Here is a 19,849-nt window from a genome sequence, read left to right as displayed (position 1 = left end):
ACAGGACGTATTTCATGAGCAAGACAAACGGCCCCTTGCGGGTGGGTATCGGTGGGCCGGTAGGGGCTGGCAAGACAACACTGACCGAAAAATTGTGCCGCGCGATGGGTCAGGATCACTCCGTCGCTGTGATCACCAACGATATTTTCACCCGTGAAGATGCGGAATATCTGATGCGGGCGCAGGCGCTGCCGTTGGAACGTATCAAAGGGGTCGAGACCGGTGGGTGCCCTCATACGGCCATCCGTGAGGATGCGTCGATAAATCTGGCGGCTGTGGCGCAGTTGCGTGCGGATATCCCTGACCTCGATGTGATTTTCATCGAGTCAGGTGGTGACAATCTGGCGGCGACCTTCAGCCCGGAACTGGCCGATCTGACGCTTTATGTGATTGATACTGCTGCCGGGCAAGACATCCCGCGCAAGAAAGGGCCGGGGATTACGAAATCTGATCTGTTGATCATCAATAAAACGGACCTTGCACCTTACGTGGGCGTCGATCCGCAGCTTTTGCAAAGTGACGCGGCCACCGCACGTCAAGGGCGGGAATTCGTGATGGCAAGTCTGAAATCTGATGTTGGCGTGGAACAGATCGTCACGTTTCTGAAACGTGAAGGCGGGCTTTGATACATTGTATCTGTTAAGGATCGTTTCAGCTTTTAAGTTAATACCGTTACATAGGGTATGGGCTGGCGCAAGCTGGCCCCCGAAAACCTGAGTAATAAACGGCAGTCTGCGCTTATGAAAATCACAATCGTCACCACTATGCGCAATGAGGGGCCGCATCTGCTGGAATGGATTGCCCATCACCGCGCAGCGGGCGTAACCGGGTTCGTGATCTACTCGAACGATTGTGAAGATGGCACGGATGTGCTTCTTGATCTGTTGCAAGAGGCCGGGATCGTCAGCCATATCCGGCAGGAGGGTGACGACAAGCCCCCGCAATGGCGGGCTTTGAAAGCGGCATGGGATCGTCCGGAGGTGGCGCAGGCAGACTGGGTTGCCTGCATCGATTGTGATGAATTTATAAATTTAGGCGAAAGCTTGCCAAGTATACCTCAATTGATCAGGAAGGCCGATGCTGATGCGATCCTGCTTTCATGGCGATTGTTTGGCCATAGTGGCCAAACCTCCCTGTCAACCACCCCGACGACCGAGAGGTTTACACACGCTGCTCCGTCGGATTTGCTGTTTCCGCCTATCGGCTGCTATTTCAAAACCCTGTTTCGAAAAGATGGCCCATTTCGGCAGCTTGGCGTGCATCGGCCCCGTCAGAAGAACACACAACACCACGCATTACCGCGTTGGGTTGACGGGTCAGGACAGGAAGCCCCCCATAGGTTGGCTGCAAATGACAGCCAGATCATGCATTGGGGCCAGCCTATCGCGCGTGATCTGGTGCAGCTCAACCATTATTCTGTCCGCTCGGCTGCGGATTTCATGATCAAGCGCGCTCAGGGCCTGCCCAATCATCGCGATAAACCGATTGACCTGACCTATTGGGTTGAGCGGAACTTCAATACGGTCGAGGATTGCTCTATCGCTCGTATGCGGCCTGCTACACAGACGACTTTAGAAGAGTTGATGCAGATCACGGGCGTCACAGAAGCCAATGAAAACGCCTTCGACTGGCATTTAACCCGATTTCAATCCATGATGAAAGATGATGCGGAACTGGCCCTGTTTGGCCGGTTATTGCTGGCCGGTGGTAGTACGCCACCAAACCGTAAAGTGGCGTTGGAGTTGGTCAAAATGTATCAGGCGGTCCATGCCAAAACGTAAAAACCAAGACCCTGTCTATGTCAGTCGTACCCTGAACTGCGCCCGGCAAGGGGATGTCACCGTGTTGGGGTGTGTCGGTTGGTCCGACCCCGATGCGGGCATGGCTCTACGGATATGCTTTCTGGCCGACACCAAGGCCGAGCAGATTGAACAGAATCCACCACAGGACTGCGTTAAGCCAAACTCTCTTCGAAGTATAAACGGCGCGTTGATGCTGTCGGCAACATACCCGGAACTTGCAGCATCTGTCCCACTGGCTCTGACCAGTGGTCCCATGCAGCTGGATGTGCAGCCGGTCGAGACGGATCTGTTCGCGGGCTTAAATACCTTCCTGACAGAACGCAATGGGGAGCCGATAGAGCTTCTGGAAACATGGTTGCGCCATCACATCAAGCACCATGATCTACAGGCTGTTTTGTTGATAGACCGGGCCAAACCGGGCAGTGAGAAAGGTTTCGCACGTAAGCTAGAAGCATTGGCCGAAAAGCTTGGTCTTGCACGTTTGGTGCATCTGAAATGCGATATGCCATTAGGGCATCCCAACCTGCCTGAAGCGGCGCACCCGTTCAATGCACCTGACGCGCCGGGTAGGGCGAGAATGGGGGCACTTGAGCCAGACCCGTGGGCGTCCCCACTACGCCACTTCACCATTTTCGAGCTGGTGCGCTGGCGATTTCTGAACACGGCCCGTGCGGTGATAAATCTGGACCCAAGCGACATTCTGTTGCCCGAAGACAACCCGTTTTCACAGGTTCAAGACAGCAAAGCGGGTGTTCTAAGCCTGGCAGGGCAACGAATTTACCCATGGCGTATCAGGCAGGGTCAGATGCCAACATTTGGCGACCATATCTGCAAACCGTTTGATGCTGACAAAATCGCCCGACGATGGTGCGTAGCACCTGCGCGGCTGACGCCTGATAATATCTGGCGGCTGATCCGGATCACCAATGTTGACACGGACTCGACCGTTACCGTTCCCTTCCTGCGGGCCATGGCCGTCCGGCATCCGATGGCTAATACGGCCGAGATCGTGCCGAAAGCCTCGCTTGTTGAAGACAAACGGCTTTTGGCATTATCTAAGACCAGTTTCGCACACAAACCGGTGCGACCACCAACAAATCAAGTGGTGCGTGTGCCTCTCAAGGCAACGGATGCAGGGCGTACCTGCATTATCACCACCATGAAGAATGAAGGGCCGTTTATTCTGGAATGGATCGCCTATCATCGGGCGATTGGGGTGGATGATTTCCTTGTCTATTCCAATGATTGTACGGATGGCACGGACGACATGCTCGATCTGTTGCAGACCAAGGGGTATTTGCAGCATCGTGAAAACCCGTACCGCAGTTTGAAACCGACATCGCCCGGCGCAATTGTCAGACCCCAGCATGCAGCCCTTCAGGCCGGAGAAGCAGAGCCGATACTCAAGAATGCGGGTTGGATAATTTGCATGGACGTGGATGAATATATCAACATCCATGTGGGGCAGGGGCTGTTGTGCGATCTCTATGAGGCCGTGGGGCAGGCCAATCTGATTTCGCTCACCTGGCGTTTATTTGGAAATGATAATGCGCATGAATTTCAGGATGAATTCATTACAGATCAATTCACCAGATGTGCCCCGCAACTTTGCCGTAAACCCCATCAGGCTTGGGGGTTTAAGACGCTGTTTCGAAATATAGGTATGTACAGCAAAATCGGGGTGCATCGCCCCAAGGGCCTGAAGCCTGATCTGTGGGATCAGATCAAATGGGTCAATGGCTCTGGTAAGTCCATGCCCAAGTCTATGTTGCGCAATGGCTGGCGATCCAGCGTGTCGACTTACGGCTATGATCTCGTGACGCTCAATCATTATGCGGTCCGCTCGGTGGAAAGTTTCCTCGTGAAGCGTGACCGCGGCAGGGTTAACCATGTTGGGCGTGATCAAGGTCTCAGCTACTGGTTTCGTATGAATAACAACGCGGAAGAAGATCTGTCGATCCTTTCCAAACGCTCATTGTTGCAAGCTGAATTTGACCGCTTGATGTCTGATCCTGACATTGCCGCTATACACGCGCGTTGTGTGGCCGCGCACCGGGCCAGGATCACAGAGTTAATGGCCATAGATGGATATCGAGATATCTATGAAGCGCTCACAAGCCCGCGGATGGAGCGTCTGTCGCAGCTGCATAAGCATTTCGGCGCAAATGTGTTTCTGGCTGGCCCTGAGGTTATCCCTCAAGAGATCGTGGATCGTGAAGACCTACCGGAAAACTTCTTTTTCACCGTCGAAAAAGCGGAAACCACGCATTAAAGCGGTTTGCGTTTGATCTGAATCGAAGGGGGATTCACACGGAGCTGTTTGTGTGCTTCACTTCCTCTGGGAGGTGGATCATGGGCAAACCCTACTCTTTGGACCTTCGGGAACGGATTTGCGCTTACATTGCCAAGGGAAACTCAGCGCGTTCGGCTGGGCGGCTTTTTGGAGTTAGCGCTGCGACGGCGGTCCGTTTTGCGGCAGAGCATCGTGAACGCGGCGCGATAGCGCCCAAGCCTCAAGGCCGCCCGTCTGGTCAATTTGGCAAGCTTGCGCCGCACCGGGATTTTCTGCTGGAGATCGTGAAGGCCGAACCGGATATCACGCTCAAGGAACTGGCTGCTGCCCTCCTGCAAACACATGGCGTAGACGTTCAGCTATCGTCGTTGCACCGCGCCCTCCATCGCGCCGGGCTTTCATATAAAAAAAGGACTGATCGCGGCAGAGCGTGATCGGCCCGTGGTGCGTCAAGCCCGCCGTGACTGGATCACGCGCCGTCAGCCCCGCATGCGCCAGGAGCCGCACAGACTGGTCTTCATTGACGAGACGGCGGTGAAGACCAACCTCACACGCCTGCGCGGGCGAGCTCCAGTCGGGGAGAGGCTCTACGGCACCGCTCCCTTTGGCAGATGGGGGACGCAGACATTCATTGCCGGTCTGACGCAAGACGGGCTGATCGCTCCTTGGGTGATCAATGGTCCGATGAACGGACCTACCTTCGACACTTACGTCGACACACAGCTGGCTCCAGTGCTTGATCCCGGAACAGTCGTCATCCTCGACAACCTGTCCACCCACAAAAGCCCGCGCGCCGCCGAAGCCATGCGCAAGCGAGGCTGCTGGTTCCTGTTCCTGCCCGCCTACAGCCCCGACCTAAATCCGATCGAAATGGCCTTCTCCAAACTCAAAGCGCACCTTCGCCGCATCGGAGCAAGAACTTTCGATGCCTTGTTCGAGGCTCTTGGCGATATCTGCAATATGTTCAATCCAAACGAATGCTGGAACTTCCTCAAAGCCGCCGGATACGCCTCAGATTAAATGCAAAACGCTTTAGGGGACTTAATGCGTGCGCCGTGCTTTGCGGAATGAACTCGGGCTCTGGCCAGTATGGGCTTGAAAGGCGCGGGTGAAATAGGTGGGTGAGTTGAACCCCAGATGTTTTGCGATGTCTTGCACCGGCTCATCCGAGTGGATCAGCGCATCGCATGCTGCGTGAATGACCCGCTCCTGCACAAGAGTTGAAGCAGGTTTGCCGACCGCGCCTTGGGTCAGGCGTGTCAGATGCGTTGGCGTGATTTTCAGATCATCGGCAAATTCACCAAGAGATTTGCCGCAGTTCTGGGTGATGGACACCACCTTGCTGAACTTTTGCAGCACCTTTTCGGATTTACCCAACGCGCCTTGGGGTTGGTCGGCCAGCAGCCGATCCAGCCAGACGCCAATCATTGTGGCATGGGCGCGAATTGCGCGGCGTTGACCTGTGCGCGGATGCGCCATTTCACGCACCAACAGATCAATTAGCGTGGTCATATCGCTTTGGCATTGCACCGAGCTGGCTTTGACAATTGCAGCTTCTTCGGGAAGCGAGATCATATCATCCTCGGGAAGATAGACGACCATACCCTGAGACTGTGAAAACATTTCGTAGCTGAACAACGTATGCGCCGGGATATACACAGCCGAGTTCGGACCGACACCGCGCATTTTGCAGTTCACCATGAACTTGCCTTGACCACGTGTGATCCAGAACAGGATCGGATGCTCAAGCGCGCGCGCGCTGTCGCAGCGCCATGCTTCGTTTCGTTGCACGGCAGCAAGTGTTTCCACCTTTGGAAGTGACGTCTTGAGCATATGGTCAGTAATCCAAACTTGTTTGTCTTAGTGTATCTAACATTTAAAAGCCCCCGCAACCCTCTGTCAAATATTGAGAAAAACATTTCTATACTGTGTGGGCAGGGACACGAACCCAGTTTTTCATACGGGCCCGGAACCATGTACGCTGACGTTTAGCATATTGGCGCGAGGCGATAATGGAACGGTTTTCTGCCTCAGTTAGCGAAATTTCGCCATTAATGTGTGCCATCAGTTCAGGTGCGCCGATGGCTTTGGCTGATGGACGGCCAGGATCCCAGTCATCTTGCAAAGCGCGCACCTCATCCAATGCGCCGGCATCCAACATCAGTCCGAAACGGCGTGTGATCCGTTCAAGCAACCACTCCTTATCGGCGTCCAGAACCAGTGCCGTTGTGGCGTTCAATGGCAATAACGGGGGAGGCGTATTGTCCTGCCAGTCCGCAATCCCGCGCCCTGTGCTGTGCAGAACCTCCCACGCGCGTTGCACGCGGGCGCGGTTCTGCGTATCGATCCGTGCTGCAGACGCATCGTCCAGCATCGCCAGAAGATCATCGTGGGACAATGCATCTGCCTTGGCCCGGATGTCGGGCGGCGTTGCGGGAATCTCGGCCAGCCCTTCGGTCAGCGCCGTGAAATATAAGCCAGTGCCGCCTACGATGATCGGGCGAAGCGTGCTGTGTAGGAACGGTTCAATCTCGCGCAGCCAGTGGCCTACAGAATAATCTTGCTGGTAAGGCACATGCCCGTACAGTGCATGGGGTGCCCGGGCGATGTCTGCCTTATCGGGCCGGGCCGAGAGCACCTGCCAGCAATCAAAAACCTGCAGCGCATCGGCATTGATCACAATACCGCCTTGCGTTTCTGCCAATTGCAACGCCAATGCGGATTTGCCCGAGGCCGTAGATCCAGCAAGCAGGATCGGCTGATCAGCGGGAATAGTAAGGTCCTGCACAGGCATAGCGTGCTTTCTGCAATCTTTGCGAAATAGGGCGGGTTTACCCGTTGAAACTTCACCGTTTTTCCGACATTTTGCGCCCAACATGCAACCCAAACCGAAAAGGCTTATGCGCATGACCGGTCAGGCCCCCTCAAAAACCACATATAAACGCGTTCTTCTGAAGATTTCTGGTGAGGCGCTGATGGGCGATCAGGGCTTCGGGTTGCATCCGCCCACCGTTGAACGCATCGCCGAAGAGGTCAAAACGGTTCACGATATGGGCGTTGAGATTTGTATGGTGATCGGCGGTGGCAATATTTTCCGCGGGCTTCAGGGAAGCGCGCAGGGCATGGAACGCACGACCGCAGATTATATGGGGATGCTTGCGACTGTGATGAATGCGCTGGCGATGCAAAGCGCGCTGGAAGGCCTGAATATCCATACCCGTGTGATCTCGGCCATAACGATGAACGAAGTGGCCGAGCCCTATATTCGTCGCCGCGCCGTCCGCCACCTGGAGAAAAAGCGCGTTTGTATCTTTGGAGCCGGAACCGGCAATCCGTATTTCACGACTGATACGGCGGCTGCGCTGCGTGCCAATGAGATGGCGTGCGAGGCGATCTTCATGGGTAAACAAGTGGATGGCGTTTACGACAAGGACCCCAAGAAACATGCGGATGCGAAGCATTACCCGAAGATCAGCTATGATGACGTGCTGCAAAAGCGCCTGGGCGTCATGGACGCCTCGGCCATTGCCTTGGCGCGTGACAACGATCTGCCGATTATCGTGTTCTCCCTTGATGAACCGGGCGGCTTCAAAGGCATTATGGGCGGTGAGGGAAAATATACGATCGTGCAGGATTGATGTGCGCATCAGCAGACGAAAGTACATTCAAATTTTGGGGCACTGATGCAAGTTGTGCCGTCACCAGGCATCAAGCTGGATGAAAATCGTGCGCAAGAATTGCATTTAGAGGTCAACTTCACGGATAACCGACGATCGAAAAAGCAAAGCGCCGAAGCCTTTACGATGACAAGAAGCGCGCGTTTGCCTGACGCTTGACATTTTACCTACCTATACAATCCCGCTGGATTGACGGTATATAACTGCAACAGCAACAAGAAGACCTGACGAGGCATAACGATGGCTGAAGATTTCATTCTTGATACTGATGATTTGCAAAGACGCATGGATGGGTCGATGGCATCTCTGCGCACGGAATTCGCCTCGCTTAGAACCGGGCGGGCGTCTGCTTCTATGCTGGAGCCTGTGATGGTAGATGCCTACGGCTCTATGACGCCGATCAATCAGGTGGGGACCGTGAATGTACCCGAGCCGCGGATGGTCACGATCAATGTTTGGGACAAGGGGCTGGTTGGCAAGGTTGAGAAAGCCATCCGCGAAAGCGGGCTGGGCATCAACCCGCAACTGAACGGCACAATTATAATGCTGCCCATACCCGAGCTGAACGAGGAACGCCGCCGCGAGCTTTCAAAAGTCGCTGGCACCTATGCCGAGAATGCGCGTATTTCTGTGCGCAATATTCGCCGCGACGGTATGGATCAGATCAAGAAGGCAAAGGCCGACGGTATGTCGGAAGACGATCAGAAACTTTGGGAACAGGAGGTTCAGGATATGACCGATGCCCAGATCAAACTGATCGATGACGCGCTTGACAAGAAGCAAGAAGAGATCATGCAGGTCTAATGGCGTCACAATCCTGCCAAACCCAAATGTTTTTCTGGTAAAAAGTTTTTATTGAGGCAATGTGATGAGCGTTCATGAGATCAACCCGACTGGCCCGAAGCATGTGGCTATCATTATGGATGGCAACGGACGCTGGGCCACGCAACGGGGCAGGCCGCGCCTGTTCGGCCACCGGGCAGGCGCAAAGCGTGTGCGGCAGGTGGTTGAGACTTGCCCAAGCCTGGGCGTGAAATACCTGACCATCTTTGCCTTTTCGACGGAAAACTGGAAACGAACACAAACCGAAGTGGCAGGCCTCATGGCGCTGTTTCGTCGCTACATTCAGCGTGAGGCGAGCAATCTTTACAAAGAAGGTGTTTGCGTCCGCTTTATCGGCGACCGTGTCGCTTTGGATAAGAAATTGCAGGTTCTGATGAAATACCTGGAAGATCTGACCAAGAAAAACGACAAGGTTCATCTGACGATTGCGCTCAACTATGGTGGGCGGGATGAGGTGACGCGTGCCACGCAGAGGCTTGCAGTCGAGGTCGCCGAAGGACGGCTGAAACCTGATCAGGTCGACAGCGAAACGCTGGCCAGTTTTCTGGATACCTACGTGCTGCCTGACCCTGATCTGGTGATCCGCACGAGCGGGAGGCCCGGATATCAAACTTTCTTTTGTGGCAATCGGCTTATGCAGAATATGAGTTTATCGATACGCTTTGGCCAGATTTCTCGCCTGATATATTTAGCGATGTTGTGCGTCGCTTTGGTATGCGTGAACGACGCTACGGCGCAATCCGGGCTTGATTGATATGGCTGGTGACGGGCTGACACCCAGCACTGACAAATGGGGCGACCTTGCTGTCCGTATGGGCTCTGGCCTGGTGATGGCCGTGCTGGGATTGACCGCTGTTTGGCTCGGGGGCGTATGGTTTCTGGGCTTGCTGGCTATAATATGCGCCGCCCTTGTCTGGGAACTTGTGCGCATGCTTGGAGGGGGCAATAAACGTGCGTTGATCTTAGGCGTTGGTGCAGGTGCTGCTCTGCTTGTTGCTCGCCTGCTGCCGGTGGGGCTAGGTCTGCCGTTTCTGTTGCTACCAGCCATTGCCGGAATCGGGTTTCTTGATAAGAACCGCACGCTTTTCATGGTTTTCACAGCGCTGATCGTCATTGCGTCGTTCGGTCTGGCCGTTCAACGGATTGATTTTGGCTTTCGCTGGATGCTGTGGTTGGCGCTGATCGTGATTGCAACAGATGTGTTTGGCTATTTCGCTGGGCGGTTTCTAGGTGGCCCAAAATTCTGGCCACGTGTCAGCCCCAAGAAAACATGGTCCGGAACCGTGGCTGGGTGGGTTGCTGCGGGTGTGGTTGGGGCGCTGTTCATGGGGTATCCGGGCGTCGGGGTCGAGATCATTGGCATCTCGGTGGCGCTGTCTATGGCGGCGCAGATGGGCGATATTGGTGAAAGCGCTATGAAACGCAAGATGGGCGTGAAGGACAGCTCGAACCTGATTCCGGGGCATGGGGGCGTTTTTGATCGTTTTGACGGTATGCTGGGCGCATCGGTTTTTCTATTGCTGATCGAACAGTTGGTCGACTTTCCGCCAGTGCTGTGATGGTCCGTAAAGTTTCCATCTTTGGCTCAACCGGGTCGATCGGATGTAACACGGTCGACCTGATCCTGCGGCACCCTGACAGCTACGATGTGGTGGTCTTGACAGGCGGGCGCAACGTGACGCTTTTGGCGCAGCAGGCGAAAGCCACTGGCGCAGGGCTTGCTGTAACTGCGTTTGAGGACTGTTACGACCCTCTGGCCGAGGCGCTAGAGGGCAGCGGGATCGAGATTGCAGCCGGACCGGATGCGCTGATCGAAGCAGCAGATCGCCCTGCCGACTGGATCATGTCCGCTATTGTTGGCGCTGCGGGGCTGGCACCCGGGTTACATGCGCTGCGCCACGGCACGACATTGGCGCTGGCGAATAAGGAAAGTCTGGTGACGGCCGGACCGCTTATGCTGTTTGAGGCAAAGAAGCATGGCGCCACAATCATTCCAGTAGACAGCGAGCATTCAGCCATTTTTCAAGCGCTTGTCGGCGAAGATATCAACGCTGTTGAGCGGATCGTCATCACGGCCTCGGGCGGGGCCTTCCGCGACTGGTCGTTGGATCGTCTCAAGACAGCCACGCTGGAGCAGGCGTCAAACCATCCGAACTGGGATATGGGGCAGCGAATTACCATTGACTCGGCGTCGCTGTTTAACAAAGCGATGGAGTTGATCGAGACGAAAGAATTCTTTGGTGTGCATCCTGATCAGATCGAGGCGGTGATCCACCCGCAATCTCTTGTTCATGCCTTGGTTGGTTTCACGGATGGTGGCCTGATGGCCCATCTCGGCCCGCCTGATATGCGTCACGCCATTGGGTATGCTTTGCACTGGCCGGATCGGCGGCATGTGCCAGTGGACCGGCTTGATCTGGTGCAGATAGGTCAGTTGGAATTTCGGGCCGCCGATCCCGATCGCTACCCAGCGCTGGCATTGTCGCGTTTTGTGATGCAGACGGGCGGGCTGAGTGGGGCTGCATTCAATGGCGCGAAAGAGGCCGCCCTGAATGCATTCATCGCAGGAAATATCGGATTTTTGGAAATGGCACGGGTTGTTGAGGGCGTTTTAGAGCAGATTGACGCAGAAAATGGTCATAACTCTGCCATGATAACCCTTGATAACGTGGTGCAAATGGACCATTTGGCACGTAACAGTGCCGCCGAGATTATTCGGAAGATCGCACGTTAGGGCAGGGCTGACATATGGATATTCTGGGAACAATCCCGCAATTTGGTGGGTTTTTGTCAACTATATTGGCATTTGTTGTCGCGCTAAGCGTTATCGTCGCGGTGCATGAATATGGCCATTATATTGTCGGGCGTTGGTGCGGCATTCATGCTGAAGTGTTCAGCCTTGGCTTCGGCCCGATTCTGTATTCGCGCGTTGATAAACATGGCACCAAATGGCAACTGGCTGCCCTTCCATTCGGGGGGTATGTGAAATTTCTGGGCGACTCCAACGCGGCCAGTGGCAAAGACGACGAAACAATCGGCCAGCTCAGTGATGCTGAGCGCAAGCGCACTATGCATGGGGCGGATTTGTGGCGACGCTCTGCCACCGTTGCAGCGGGTCCTGTGTTCAATTTTATCATGTCGATCCTTGTATTTGCCGGTGTTTTTCTATTCTCTGGAACAACAGAGGACGAACCGGTTATCGGGACGTTAAAGCCCCTTCCGGGGGGAGCATGTACTTAAGCCCGGCGACCGTATTCTTTCGATTTCGGGCGTGGATATACCGGACCTGACAACACTTTATGAAACTGCGCGAGAGCTGGAGCCTTCCAAGACTGTCGAATACAAGATCGAGCGTGATGGTGCCGAACTGACCCTAGAGGGCATGTTTCCCATGCCCGCTATTATCGACCGGCTTCAGCCCAAATCGGCTGCGATGGATGTTGATATGAAGGTGGGGGATGTGATCCTGTCCGTCGACGGGGAGCCTGTGAACGCCCTCAGACAGCTTCAGGAAGCCGCCCAGGAAGGGGAAGGCAAGCCCATGGTGCTGAGCGTCTGGCGTGATGGTGAAGTCTATGAAGTTGCTTTGGCCCCACGTAAACGCGATATTCCCCGCAGCAATGGCGGGTTTGAGACGCGCTGGCTGATCGGCTTTTCGGGCACCGTATTTTTTGACCCCCCTGTGGAGAGGTTGGGTATTGGGGAAGCAATTTCAAGCGGCGCACAACAAACATGGCTTATCGTGACCTCAAGCCTGTCAGGCATCTACCATATGATCACCGGTGCGATCAGTTCTTGTAATATTCAGGGCCCAATCGGTATTGCACAGACTTCTGGCGATATGGCGTCACAGGGCTTGCTGGAATTTATTATGTTCGTTGCAATGCTGTCGACGGCTGTGGGACTGCTGAACCTGTTCCCAATCCCGGTTCTGGACGGTGGGCATCTGGTCTTTCACGCGTTTGAGGCTGTTTCAGGACATCCTCCAAGTGACAAAGCCCTGCAAATCCTGATGATGAGCGGTCTTGCGGTGTTGCTGTCTTTCATGATGTTCGCCCTGTCGAACGACCTTTTCTGCGTGTAACGTCAAAATTCAGCCACATTATCGTCAGATTTGAGTGTGATATGAGCACTACACAATTACGTGAGACGGTTTTATGCAACCTGCGTCGACTTCATATGATTGTTTGAGATTGCTGTTCGCATTGAATGCGGACCGGTTACTTTTTGTTCTGGCCATCGCTTTGGGCGTTGTGTTGAGCAATTATGTAGCGGGTCTCTGAGGCCACTTTTTAAAGCATTTTTCGGCCATTAGTTTACGATAACTATCATTGAATTTCTTTACTGTCGTTCGTTTTGACAACCGGCAAGACTCGGGATACTCAGGGCATATATTACAGAGTGTCAGAGCGAGACCCGAGCACATGAAGATCGCACACGCGGCGCAGCCCTCAGAAAATTCATCAGATTGAACATCGTCACGGGGCTTTTGGCTTGTGCCACGCTGGGTGGCGTTACGCATATCACCCCCGCGGAGGCGCAAACCTATAATGTTTCTCGGGTCGAGATTGAAGGAAACCAACGCATCGAGGATGCAACGATCCTCAGCTTTCTGGAACTCACGCCGGGGCAGCCTGTCTCTGCAGCAAAACTGAATGATGCCTTTCAGCGATTGCAACGCTCAGGCCTTTTTGAAACGGTCGATATTGTTCCGGCGGGTAATCGGCTGATTGTGACCGTTAAGGAATATCCGACCATCAATCAGGTCAATATCGAAGGTAACAGACGCCTTAAGGACGAAGACCTGCAAGCATTGGTGCAATCGCAATCCCGGCGCGTCTACAGCCCTGCAACCGCAGAAGCTGACGCAGCACTTTTGACCGAAGCCTACCGTCAGGCTGGCCGAATTGCAGCCACTGTAACGCCCAGGATTATTCCACGTTCCAACAACAGGGTTGATCTGGTTTTTGAAGTTACAGAGGGCCGTGTGGTTGAGGTCGAGCGGGTCAGCTTTGTCGGCAACCGCGCCTATAGCGACCGTAGGTTGCGGCGAGTGATTGAAAGCAAACAGGCAGGGATTTTCAGGACGCTCATTCAAAGCGATACGTTTGTTGCCGACCGGATCAATTTCGACCGTCAGCTTCTTCGGGATTTTTACCTGTCACGGGGCTATGTCGATTTTCAGGTCTTATCCGCGACCCCTGAACTAACGCGTGAACGGGATGCGTTCTTTGTGACCTTCAACGTTCAGGAAGGTCAGCAGTTTCGGTTTGGTGAGATTACCACAGTCAGCGATCTGACCCAGATCGATACAGAAGAATTTCAGGCGGTATCGAAAATCAAGCCGGGATCAGTGTATTCGCCCGAGCGTGTGGAAAATACGATCACCCGTATGGAACGGCTGGCGCTGCAAAAAGGGCTGAACTTTATTCGGGTAGAACCGCGCATCAACCGCGACGATGCCAATGTAATTCTGAACGTTGAGTTCAACGTAACACGTGGGCCACGTGTCTTTGTGGAACGCATCGATATTGAAGGCAATGCTACGACGCTTGATCGTGTCATCCGACGCCAGTTCCGCACCGTCGAGGGTGATCCTTTCAACCCCCGTGAGATACGCGATGCGGCCGAACGTATTCGCGCGCTGAATTACTTCTCGAATGCTGATGTGAATACCCGCGAAGGCAGTGGCCCGGGTCAGGTGGTTGTAGACGTTGACGTTGAAGAAACGACAACTGGCTCTCTTGGCTTTGGTGTCAGTTATGGTGCCGTCAATGGTGTGTCGTTCAATGTAAACTTTAGCGAACGAAATTTCCTTGGTCGGGGGCAACGCTTGTCATTCTCGCTTGATACGGGATCAGACAATCAGAACACGAATATAAATTTCCTGGAACCTGCATTCCTTGGGCGCGATCTTGCGTTTGGGCTGAACGCTTATTACCGCACGACAGATTCGCAATTTGCGAATTATGATACTCAAAATATTGGGATTGCGCCCAGTATAGAGTTTCCCGTAAGCGAAAACGGACGGCTGCGGTTTGGGTATCAGATTTCTGAAGACAGAATCCAAAATGTGCAGGCGGATGTATCGCCCATTATTCAGCGAGAAGCCGGATCTCAGATTACATCTGCTCTCGACTATTCTTATTCCTATGATACCCGTCGTACAGGTCTGAATCCCAATGCCGGCGTCTTGCTGCGCTTTGGGCAACAATATGCGGGTATCGGCGGGGATACGGAATATATCCAAACAACCGGCCTTATCTCGGCACAAACCAAAGTTGCACGAGAAGAAGTGACCCTACGGGCTGAGTTTGAGTTTGGCGCCCTGACAACTTTGTCTGGCAATAGCCGCATTACCGAGCGCTTTTTTCTGAACTCTAACCGACTGCGTGGATTTGACGGGGCAGGGGTTGGGCCACGTGACCGCGATTCTGCCGGTGGTGATGCGCTTGGCGGCAATTACTTTGCCGTGGCCCGTCTTGAGGCGGAATTCCCCGTTGGCTTGCCTGATGAATATGGCATCACTGGCGGGGTTTTCTTCGACGTTGGCTCTGTCTGGGGATTGGATGATATCGCGGGAACAGCTGGTGCAATACAGCCCACTGGCCTTGTAGATGACAGCTTGAACCTGCGGTCTGTCATTGGCTTCTCGGTCTTCTGGAATACGCAAATCGGACCATTACGCTTTAACTTTTCTAAAGCACTTGTCAAAGAGCCGGGCGATCTGGAACGGAGCTTTGATTTGACCGTTTCAACCCAGTTTTAACCATGAGATGGCTGGCGCTGTGTCTGGCATGTCTGTGCATCGCGCATCCGGTTTTTGCCCAGAGCCCGCCCAATAGCCCTGTTCTGACGCTTAATCAGGATAGGCTTTATATCCTGTCTGATTACGGGAAACGGGTTCAGGCCGAGTTGGAGGCAATCTCATCTGAGTTGGCCGCAGAAAACCGCCGGATCGAAGCAGAACTGGTCGCCGAAGAACAGGACTTAACCAACAAACGCCCCGAAATGGACCCGGTAGAGTTTCGCAAGTTGGCGGAAGAATTTGATGAACGTGTCACCAAAATCCGCAAAGAGCAGATAGACAAACGCGATGGCATTCGCAGACGGTCCGAGGCTGAACGAACCCGGTTCTTTGAACTGGCTTACCCTGTCTTGTTCAAGCTGGTTGAAGACACAGGGGCTGTGACGATCCTGAGCGACTCGGCGGTTATTCTTTCGGTCAAACGCATTGATATAACCGATGAGGCAATCCTTCGTGTAAACGCTGAGATCGGAACCACGCCGCTTGGGCCGTTGCCCGAAGGAACATTCGGGCCTCAAAGCCCCACGCTTAATCCCGATGACGGAAATATAACGCAACAAAACGATAACTGACCCCCGCTTGTGTGGTGCCGGACGCACTGCTACTGAGATTTAACGGGTGACTTTAGGCGAGGATATAATGACCCAAACCACGGCTGATATTGACTTGATCCAACGGATCATCCCTCATCGCTATCCCTTCCTGCTGATCGATAAAGTCGTGGATATTGAGGCTGGCAAAAGCGCCGTGGGCATTAAAAACGTCACCTTCAATGAACCACATTTTCAAGGCCATTTCCCCGGCGCCCCAATTATGCCGGGGGTGACAATCATCGAAGCGATGGCCCAGACTGCGGCTGTTATGGTCGGCGTAACGATGGATATGGCTGACAAAGATTTGCTGGTTTACTTCATGGGCATTGACGGCTGTAAATTCCGCCGCAAGGTGGTGCCCGGTGATGTACTGCACCTGTCGGTTGAAGCCACACGCGGCAAACCCGGCGCAAAGGTCTGGAAATTCAAAGGCATTGCTACTGTTGAAGGGGATATGGCGGCCGAAGCAGAATTCACTGCGATGATGGACCTGCCAAAAGAATGAGCGCTCGGATACATCCCTCTGCCATTATCGAAAATGGTGCGCAGATTGCGCAAGGGGCAACAATTGGTCCGTTCTGTACTGTTGGTCCAAATGTCAAACTTGCCGCTGGTGTAGAGCTGAAAAGTCATGTTGTGGTGGCGGGGCATACTTCTATCGGTGAAGATACGGTTGTGTTCCCGTTCGCCACTTTGGGTGAGATCCCGCAAGATTTGAAGTTCGCCGGAGAAGAGACACGGTTGGATATCGGGGCCCGCAATCGTATCCGCGAAGGCGTAACAATGAACACCGGGACTGAAGGCGGTGGCGGCGTGACGCGTGTTGGTGATGACAACCTGTTCATGACGGGGGCTCATGTGGGCCACGATGCCGTTGTTGGCAATGGCGTTATCATGGCCAATCAGGCCGCACTGGCGGGCCATTGCATTATAGAAGACAAGGTCATTATCGGCGGTCTTGCCGGTATTCATCAGTACGTGCGCGTTGGGCGTGGCGCGATCATCGGGGCGGTTACGATGGTCACAAATGATGTGATCCCTTATGGTCTGGTGCAGGCTCCGCGTGGCGAGTTGGATGGGCTGAACTACGTTGGCCTCAAGCGCGCTGGTGTGGCGCGGGCGGATATCACCGCTTTGCGCGCGGCATACCAGATGTTGCGACAGGGGGATGGGGCCTTTCAGGACCGTGCGCGCAGGCTTTCGGATGAGACCGACAGCGTTTACGTGCGTGAAGTGGTTGACTTCATTTTGGGGGCAAGCGACAGGTCGTTCTTGACGCCTCGCTGATGCTGGCTTTGATCACAGGGGACGGGCAATTGCCCGGCGTTTTGATAAAGGTGCTGGAAGCACAGGCTATTCCATTCCAGCTGTGCGAAATGGAAGGGCATGGCTCAGACGCGCGGGGTGACAGGCCGGTGACGCGGTTTCGTGTGGAACGGTTGGGTACATTTCTTGAAACGCTGAAAAGCCACGGTGTCACTGAGGTTTGTTTTGCCGGCGCTGTGGCGCGCCCGCGTTTGGATCCAACGCTGATAGATGCCGCAACAATGCCTTTGGTCCCACGCATGATGACTGCGCTACAGGCGGGCGATGATGCGGCTTTGCGTATTGTCCTTGATTTCTTTGAAGAGGCGGGTCTGAAAGTCCGCGCGGCCCATGACATTGCCCCCGATCTTCTGCCGGATGCGGGTGTGCTGACGGAAAGGCAGCCCACTGAACAGCACCAGCAAGACGCAGAACATGGCGAGGCGATCATTGCTGCCATGGCCACGGTTGATGTGGGGCAGGCCTGTATCGTGGCGGAAGGGCAAGCACTGGCGATTGAAGCGTTGCCCGGAACGGATTGGATGTTACGCTCTCTACTGAAGCCGATGCGCAGTAGCTCGACCATGGACGATACATCTGACCCACTGGGATGGGCGGTTGACTGGCTAACTGGCGATGGCGCTGAAACTGGTCAAATTCGCTTGTCGCGTGATCCGGCGCTGCCCGGCGGCGGAATTCTGTGCAAGATGCCCAAGCCGGGGCAAGACATGCGCGTTGATGTGCCGACCATAGGCCCCAATACCATGACACTTGCTGCCGAGGTGGGGCTGCAAGGCGTGGTGATCAAAGCTGGTCAGGTTATGGTGTTGGACCAGCCAGCAGTGATTGATCTGGCGAATGCACATGGGCTGTTTCTCTGGGTACGGGAATGAAGCTTTACCTGATTGCAGGGGAACCTTCGGGCGACAAGCTTGGCGCGGCGCTGATGGCCGGGGTGAAAGAGCTGGTGCCCGATGCGCAGTTTGCAGGCATTGGTGGTCCGCTTATGCAGGCCGAAGGGATGAGCAGCCTGTTCCCGATGGAGGAGCTGAGCGTCATGGGCTTGGCCGAGGTCCTGCCGCGATTGCGCGGTTTGCTGAAACGCCGCGATCAGGCGGCGGCGGATGTCATCGCGCAGGCCCCGGACGCGCTGATCACGATCGATAGCCCTGATTTTTGCCTGCGGGTGGCCGCGCGCGTCAAGGCCTCTGCAAATATTCCGACGATCCATTACGTGGCCCCCACTGTTTGGGCTTGGCGACCGGGGCGCGCAGTCAAGATGGCCAAGATGATCGACCATGTTCTGGCGCTGTTTCCGTTTGAGCCGCCCTATATGCATGCCGCTGGTATGGGCTGCGATTTTGTCGGTCATCCGGTCGTCAGCGAACCCGTTGCTTCAGACACCGACGCGGCAGAGTTTCGGGCCGCGCAAGGTTTGGATAACGCGTCTGTCATTCTGGTCCTGCCGGGCTCACGGCAGGGGGAGGTTGCGCGCCTGTCCCCGATCTTTGGCGATGCGTTACGCCAGATCACGCAGGCCCGCCCGGATGCACGTGTCATTATTCCGGCAGCAGATGCCGTGGCAGAAACTGTTAAAAGCCTGACCGCAGATTGGCCCGGCGACCCTATTGTGCTGGATCCGCGCGGGCAGGGGGCATATGCGATGCCCCTTAAGCGCGCGGCGTTTAAAGCGGCGGATGTGGCTTTGGCAGCGTCAGGTACGGTGTCGTTGGAACTTGCCGCAAACACGACGCCGATGGTTGTGGCCTATGATATGAATTGGCTCTCGCGTCAGATGATCAAGCAGATGTTGCGCATTGATACGGTCACGCTGGTCAATCTGGTCTCTGAAACACGTGCTGTGCCGGAATTTCTGGGGGCTGATTGCAAGCCTGATGCCATAGCAACAGCCGTGCTTGACCTTCTCAACGATCCTGCCGCGCAGGACGCACAACGCGCTGCGGCAGCGGTGACGATGGAACGTCTTGGCAAAGGACAGGAGGCCCCGGGTTTGCGGGCGGCGCGGGTGGTGCTGGATGTAATCAACGGTAGTGGCTAGTTGGTAAAATCCACCACTGTGCCGCCCGTCAAGGCGATCAATTGATCCGGGGTAATCCGAAAAATATGGCGCGGTGTTCCTGCTGCTGCCCAGACTGTCTCAAAGGTGGTCAGGTGCGGGTCGATGAAGCTCTGAATCGGGCTCAGATGGCCAACGGGTGAGACGCCACCAATCGCAAATCCGGTCTGCGCACGGATTAACGCTGCATCAGCCTTGTCCAGCCCTTGCCCGGCAACATCAGCCGCTTTCGGCAGCGACACCGTGTTGCCACCCGCCGTCAGGAATAGGATAGCTTTGCCACCCGTGTGCCCTTGAAAGATGATCGACTTTGCGATTTGGTCCACCTCGCACCCGACGACATCTGCTGCTTGTTGGGCCGTGCGCGTGCTGTCCCCGGTTTCGACAATCTCGATATCAAGCCCTGCCTCTGACAAGGCGGTTTTGACGCGCTTCAGACTTTTGCTCATCG

At 54.8% G+C, this 19,849-nt stretch carries 17 protein-coding genes and 2 pseudogenes; 16 read left to right on the top strand and 3 right to left on the bottom strand.

Features of this window, described 5'->3' with window-relative positions:
• Positions 1–14 precede the first annotated feature (14 nt).
• The 4 genes from ureG (at position 15) to ACZ1HF_RS05520 (ending at position 5,115) form a co-directional block, all read left to right on the top strand.
• A complete protein-coding gene (gene ureG, locus ACZ1HF_RS05535; protein ID WP_472656562.1) occupies positions 15–626 on the top strand; it encodes an urease accessory protein UreG in 612 nt (203 codons plus the stop codon).
• A gap of 114 nt (positions 627–740) precedes the next feature.
• Positions 741–1,781, top strand: a complete 1,041-nt coding sequence (locus ACZ1HF_RS05530; protein ID WP_472656561.1) for a glycosyltransferase family 2 protein — start codon at positions 741–743, stop codon at positions 1,779–1,781.
• Positions 1,768–4,074 (top strand): glycosyltransferase family 2 protein, encoded by a 2,307-nt coding sequence (locus ACZ1HF_RS05525; protein WP_472656560.1) that lies wholly within the window; start codon positions 1,768–1,770, stop codon positions 4,072–4,074. The genes ACZ1HF_RS05530 and ACZ1HF_RS05525 overlap by 14 nt, the downstream gene beginning before the upstream one ends.
• An 80-nt stretch (positions 4,075–4,154) precedes the next feature.
• Positions 4,155–5,115, top strand: a protein-coding gene (locus tag ACZ1HF_RS05520) for an IS630 family transposase (protein WP_472656335.1) whose coding sequence is annotated in 2 segments (ribosomal slippage) — positions 4,155–4,499 and positions 4,501–5,115 — 960 coding nt in all. Because the reading frame shifts where the segments join, the coding sequence is not laid out codon by codon here.
• A gap of 21 nt (positions 5,116–5,136) precedes the next feature.
• Here ACZ1HF_RS05520 and ACZ1HF_RS05515 read toward each other — a convergent pair.
• Both ACZ1HF_RS05515 and miaA read right to left on the bottom strand, forming a co-directional pair.
• Positions 5,137–5,928 carry an AraC family transcriptional regulator gene (locus tag ACZ1HF_RS05515; protein WP_472656559.1) on the bottom strand — a complete coding sequence of 264 codons (792 nt, stop codon included), beginning with the start codon at positions 5,926–5,928 and terminating at the stop codon, positions 5,137–5,139.
• Positions 5,929–6,016: 88 nt separating this feature from the next.
• Positions 6,017–6,889: a tRNA (adenosine(37)-N6)-dimethylallyltransferase MiaA gene (gene miaA, locus ACZ1HF_RS05510; protein ID WP_472656558.1), complete on the bottom strand. Its 873-nt coding sequence runs from the start codon at positions 6,887–6,889 to the stop codon at positions 6,017–6,019.
• 112 nt (positions 6,890–7,001) lie between these two features.
• Between miaA and pyrH the strand changes: the two genes are divergently transcribed.
• From pyrH to lpxB, 12 genes and pseudogenes are all read left to right on the top strand, one after another.
• Entirely contained in the window at positions 7,002–7,733 is a 732-nt protein-coding gene (gene pyrH / locus ACZ1HF_RS05505; protein ID WP_472656557.1) for a UMP kinase, read from the top strand.
• 279 nt (positions 7,734–8,012) lie between these two features.
• Positions 8,013–8,576: a ribosome recycling factor gene (frr, locus tag ACZ1HF_RS05500; RefSeq protein WP_472656556.1), complete on the top strand. Its 564-nt coding sequence runs from the start codon at positions 8,013–8,015 to the stop codon at positions 8,574–8,576.
• Positions 8,577–8,640: 64 nt separating this feature from the next.
• Positions 8,641–9,365, top strand: a pseudogene (gene uppS, locus ACZ1HF_RS05495) (polyprenyl diphosphate synthase).
• Positions 9,366–9,370: 5 nt separating this feature from the next.
• Positions 9,371–10,174, top strand: a complete 804-nt coding sequence (locus ACZ1HF_RS05490; RefSeq protein WP_472656555.1) for a phosphatidate cytidylyltransferase — start codon at positions 9,371–9,373, stop codon at positions 10,172–10,174.
• Positions 10,174–11,349 carry a 1-deoxy-D-xylulose-5-phosphate reductoisomerase gene (dxr, locus tag ACZ1HF_RS05485; RefSeq protein WP_472656554.1) on the top strand — a complete coding sequence of 392 codons (1,176 nt, stop codon included), beginning with the start codon at positions 10,174–10,176 and terminating at the stop codon, positions 11,347–11,349. The genes ACZ1HF_RS05490 and dxr overlap by 1 nt, the downstream gene beginning before the upstream one ends.
• A gap of 14 nt (positions 11,350–11,363) precedes the next feature.
• Positions 11,364–12,699: pseudogene (gene rseP / locus ACZ1HF_RS05480) on the top strand (RIP metalloprotease RseP).
• Between the two features lie 309 nt (positions 12,700–13,008).
• Positions 13,009–15,384 (top strand): outer membrane protein assembly factor BamA, encoded by a 2,376-nt coding sequence (bamA, locus tag ACZ1HF_RS05475; RefSeq protein ID WP_472658987.1) that lies wholly within the window; start codon positions 13,009–13,011, stop codon positions 15,382–15,384.
• 2 nt (positions 15,385–15,386) lie between these two features.
• A complete protein-coding gene (locus tag ACZ1HF_RS05470; protein ID WP_472656553.1) occupies positions 15,387–15,995 on the top strand; it encodes an OmpH/Skp family outer membrane protein in 609 nt (202 codons plus the stop codon).
• Between the two features lie 67 nt (positions 15,996–16,062).
• The gene (gene fabZ, locus ACZ1HF_RS05465) at positions 16,063–16,521 is read left to right on the top strand and encodes a 3-hydroxyacyl-ACP dehydratase FabZ (RefSeq protein WP_472656552.1); all 459 of its coding nucleotides are present in this window, start codon (positions 16,063–16,065) and stop codon (positions 16,519–16,521) included.
• Positions 16,518–17,303, top strand: coding sequence for an acyl-ACP--UDP-N-acetylglucosamine O-acyltransferase (lpxA, locus tag ACZ1HF_RS05460; protein WP_472656551.1), 786 nt, complete (start codon positions 16,518–16,520; stop codon positions 17,301–17,303). The genes fabZ and lpxA overlap by 4 nt, the downstream gene beginning before the upstream one ends.
• The gene (locus ACZ1HF_RS05455) at positions 17,303–18,214 is read left to right on the top strand and encodes an LpxI family protein (RefSeq protein WP_472656550.1); all 912 of its coding nucleotides are present in this window, start codon (positions 17,303–17,305) and stop codon (positions 18,212–18,214) included. Before lpxA ends, ACZ1HF_RS05455 begins: the two co-directional genes overlap by 1 nt.
• The gene (gene lpxB, locus ACZ1HF_RS05450; protein ID WP_472656549.1) at positions 18,211–19,380 is read left to right on the top strand and encodes a lipid-A-disaccharide synthase; all 1,170 of its coding nucleotides are present in this window, start codon (positions 18,211–18,213) and stop codon (positions 19,378–19,380) included. The genes ACZ1HF_RS05455 and lpxB overlap by 4 nt, the downstream gene beginning before the upstream one ends.
• Here lpxB and ACZ1HF_RS05445 read toward each other — a convergent pair.
• Complete coding sequence (locus ACZ1HF_RS05445; RefSeq protein WP_472656548.1) at positions 19,377–19,847, bottom strand: YbaK/EbsC family protein; 471 nt, start codon at positions 19,845–19,847, stop codon at positions 19,377–19,379. The genes lpxB and ACZ1HF_RS05445 overlap by 4 nt on opposite strands.
• Between the last annotated feature and the right edge of the window lie 2 nt (positions 19,848–19,849).

The organism is Litoreibacter sp. GN1-5, assembly GCF_055693805.1.
Note: the sequence above shows the minus strand (reverse complement) of the source record. Positions and strands in the feature narration are given on the sequence as shown.

Excerpts from the sequence above, each read along its gene's own strand:
- pyrH (WP_472656557.1), top strand. The coding sequence starts at position 7,002 with ATGACCGGTCAGGCCCCCTCAAAAACCACATATAAACGCGTTCTTCTG.
- ACZ1HF_RS05530 (WP_472656561.1), top strand. The coding sequence starts at position 741 with ATGAAAATCACAATCGTCACCACTATGCGCAATGAGGGGCCGCATCTG.
- lpxB (WP_472656549.1), top strand. The coding sequence starts at position 18,211 with ATGAAGCTTTACCTGATTGCAGGGGAACCTTCGGGCGACAAGCTTGGC.
- ACZ1HF_RS05525 (WP_472656560.1), top strand. The coding sequence starts at position 1,768 with ATGCCAAAACGTAAAAACCAAGACCCTGTCTATGTCAGTCGTACCCTG.
- ACZ1HF_RS05490 (WP_472656555.1), top strand. The coding sequence starts at position 9,371 with ATGGCTGGTGACGGGCTGACACCCAGCACTGACAAATGGGGCGACCTT.
- frr (WP_472656556.1), top strand. The coding sequence starts at position 8,013 with ATGGCTGAAGATTTCATTCTTGATACTGATGATTTGCAAAGACGCATG.
- lpxA (WP_472656551.1), top strand. The coding sequence starts at position 16,518 with ATGAGCGCTCGGATACATCCCTCTGCCATTATCGAAAATGGTGCGCAG.
- ureG (WP_472656562.1), top strand. The coding sequence starts at position 15 with ATGAGCAAGACAAACGGCCCCTTGCGGGTGGGTATCGGTGGGCCGGTA.
- ACZ1HF_RS05445 (WP_472656548.1), bottom strand. The coding sequence starts at position 19,847 with ATGAGCAAAAGTCTGAAGCGCGTCAAAACCGCCTTGTCAGAGGCAGGG.
- ACZ1HF_RS05455 (WP_472656550.1), top strand. The coding sequence starts at position 17,303 with ATGCTGGCTTTGATCACAGGGGACGGGCAATTGCCCGGCGTTTTGATA.
- ACZ1HF_RS05515 (WP_472656559.1), bottom strand. The coding sequence starts at position 5,928 with ATGCTCAAGACGTCACTTCCAAAGGTGGAAACACTTGCTGCCGTGCAA.
- ACZ1HF_RS05470 (WP_472656553.1), top strand. The coding sequence starts at position 15,387 with ATGAGATGGCTGGCGCTGTGTCTGGCATGTCTGTGCATCGCGCATCCG.
- fabZ (WP_472656552.1), top strand. The coding sequence starts at position 16,063 with ATGACCCAAACCACGGCTGATATTGACTTGATCCAACGGATCATCCCT.
- miaA (WP_472656558.1), bottom strand. The coding sequence starts at position 6,889 with ATGCCTGTGCAGGACCTTACTATTCCCGCTGATCAGCCGATCCTGCTT.
- dxr (WP_472656554.1), top strand. The coding sequence starts at position 10,174 with ATGGTCCGTAAAGTTTCCATCTTTGGCTCAACCGGGTCGATCGGATGT.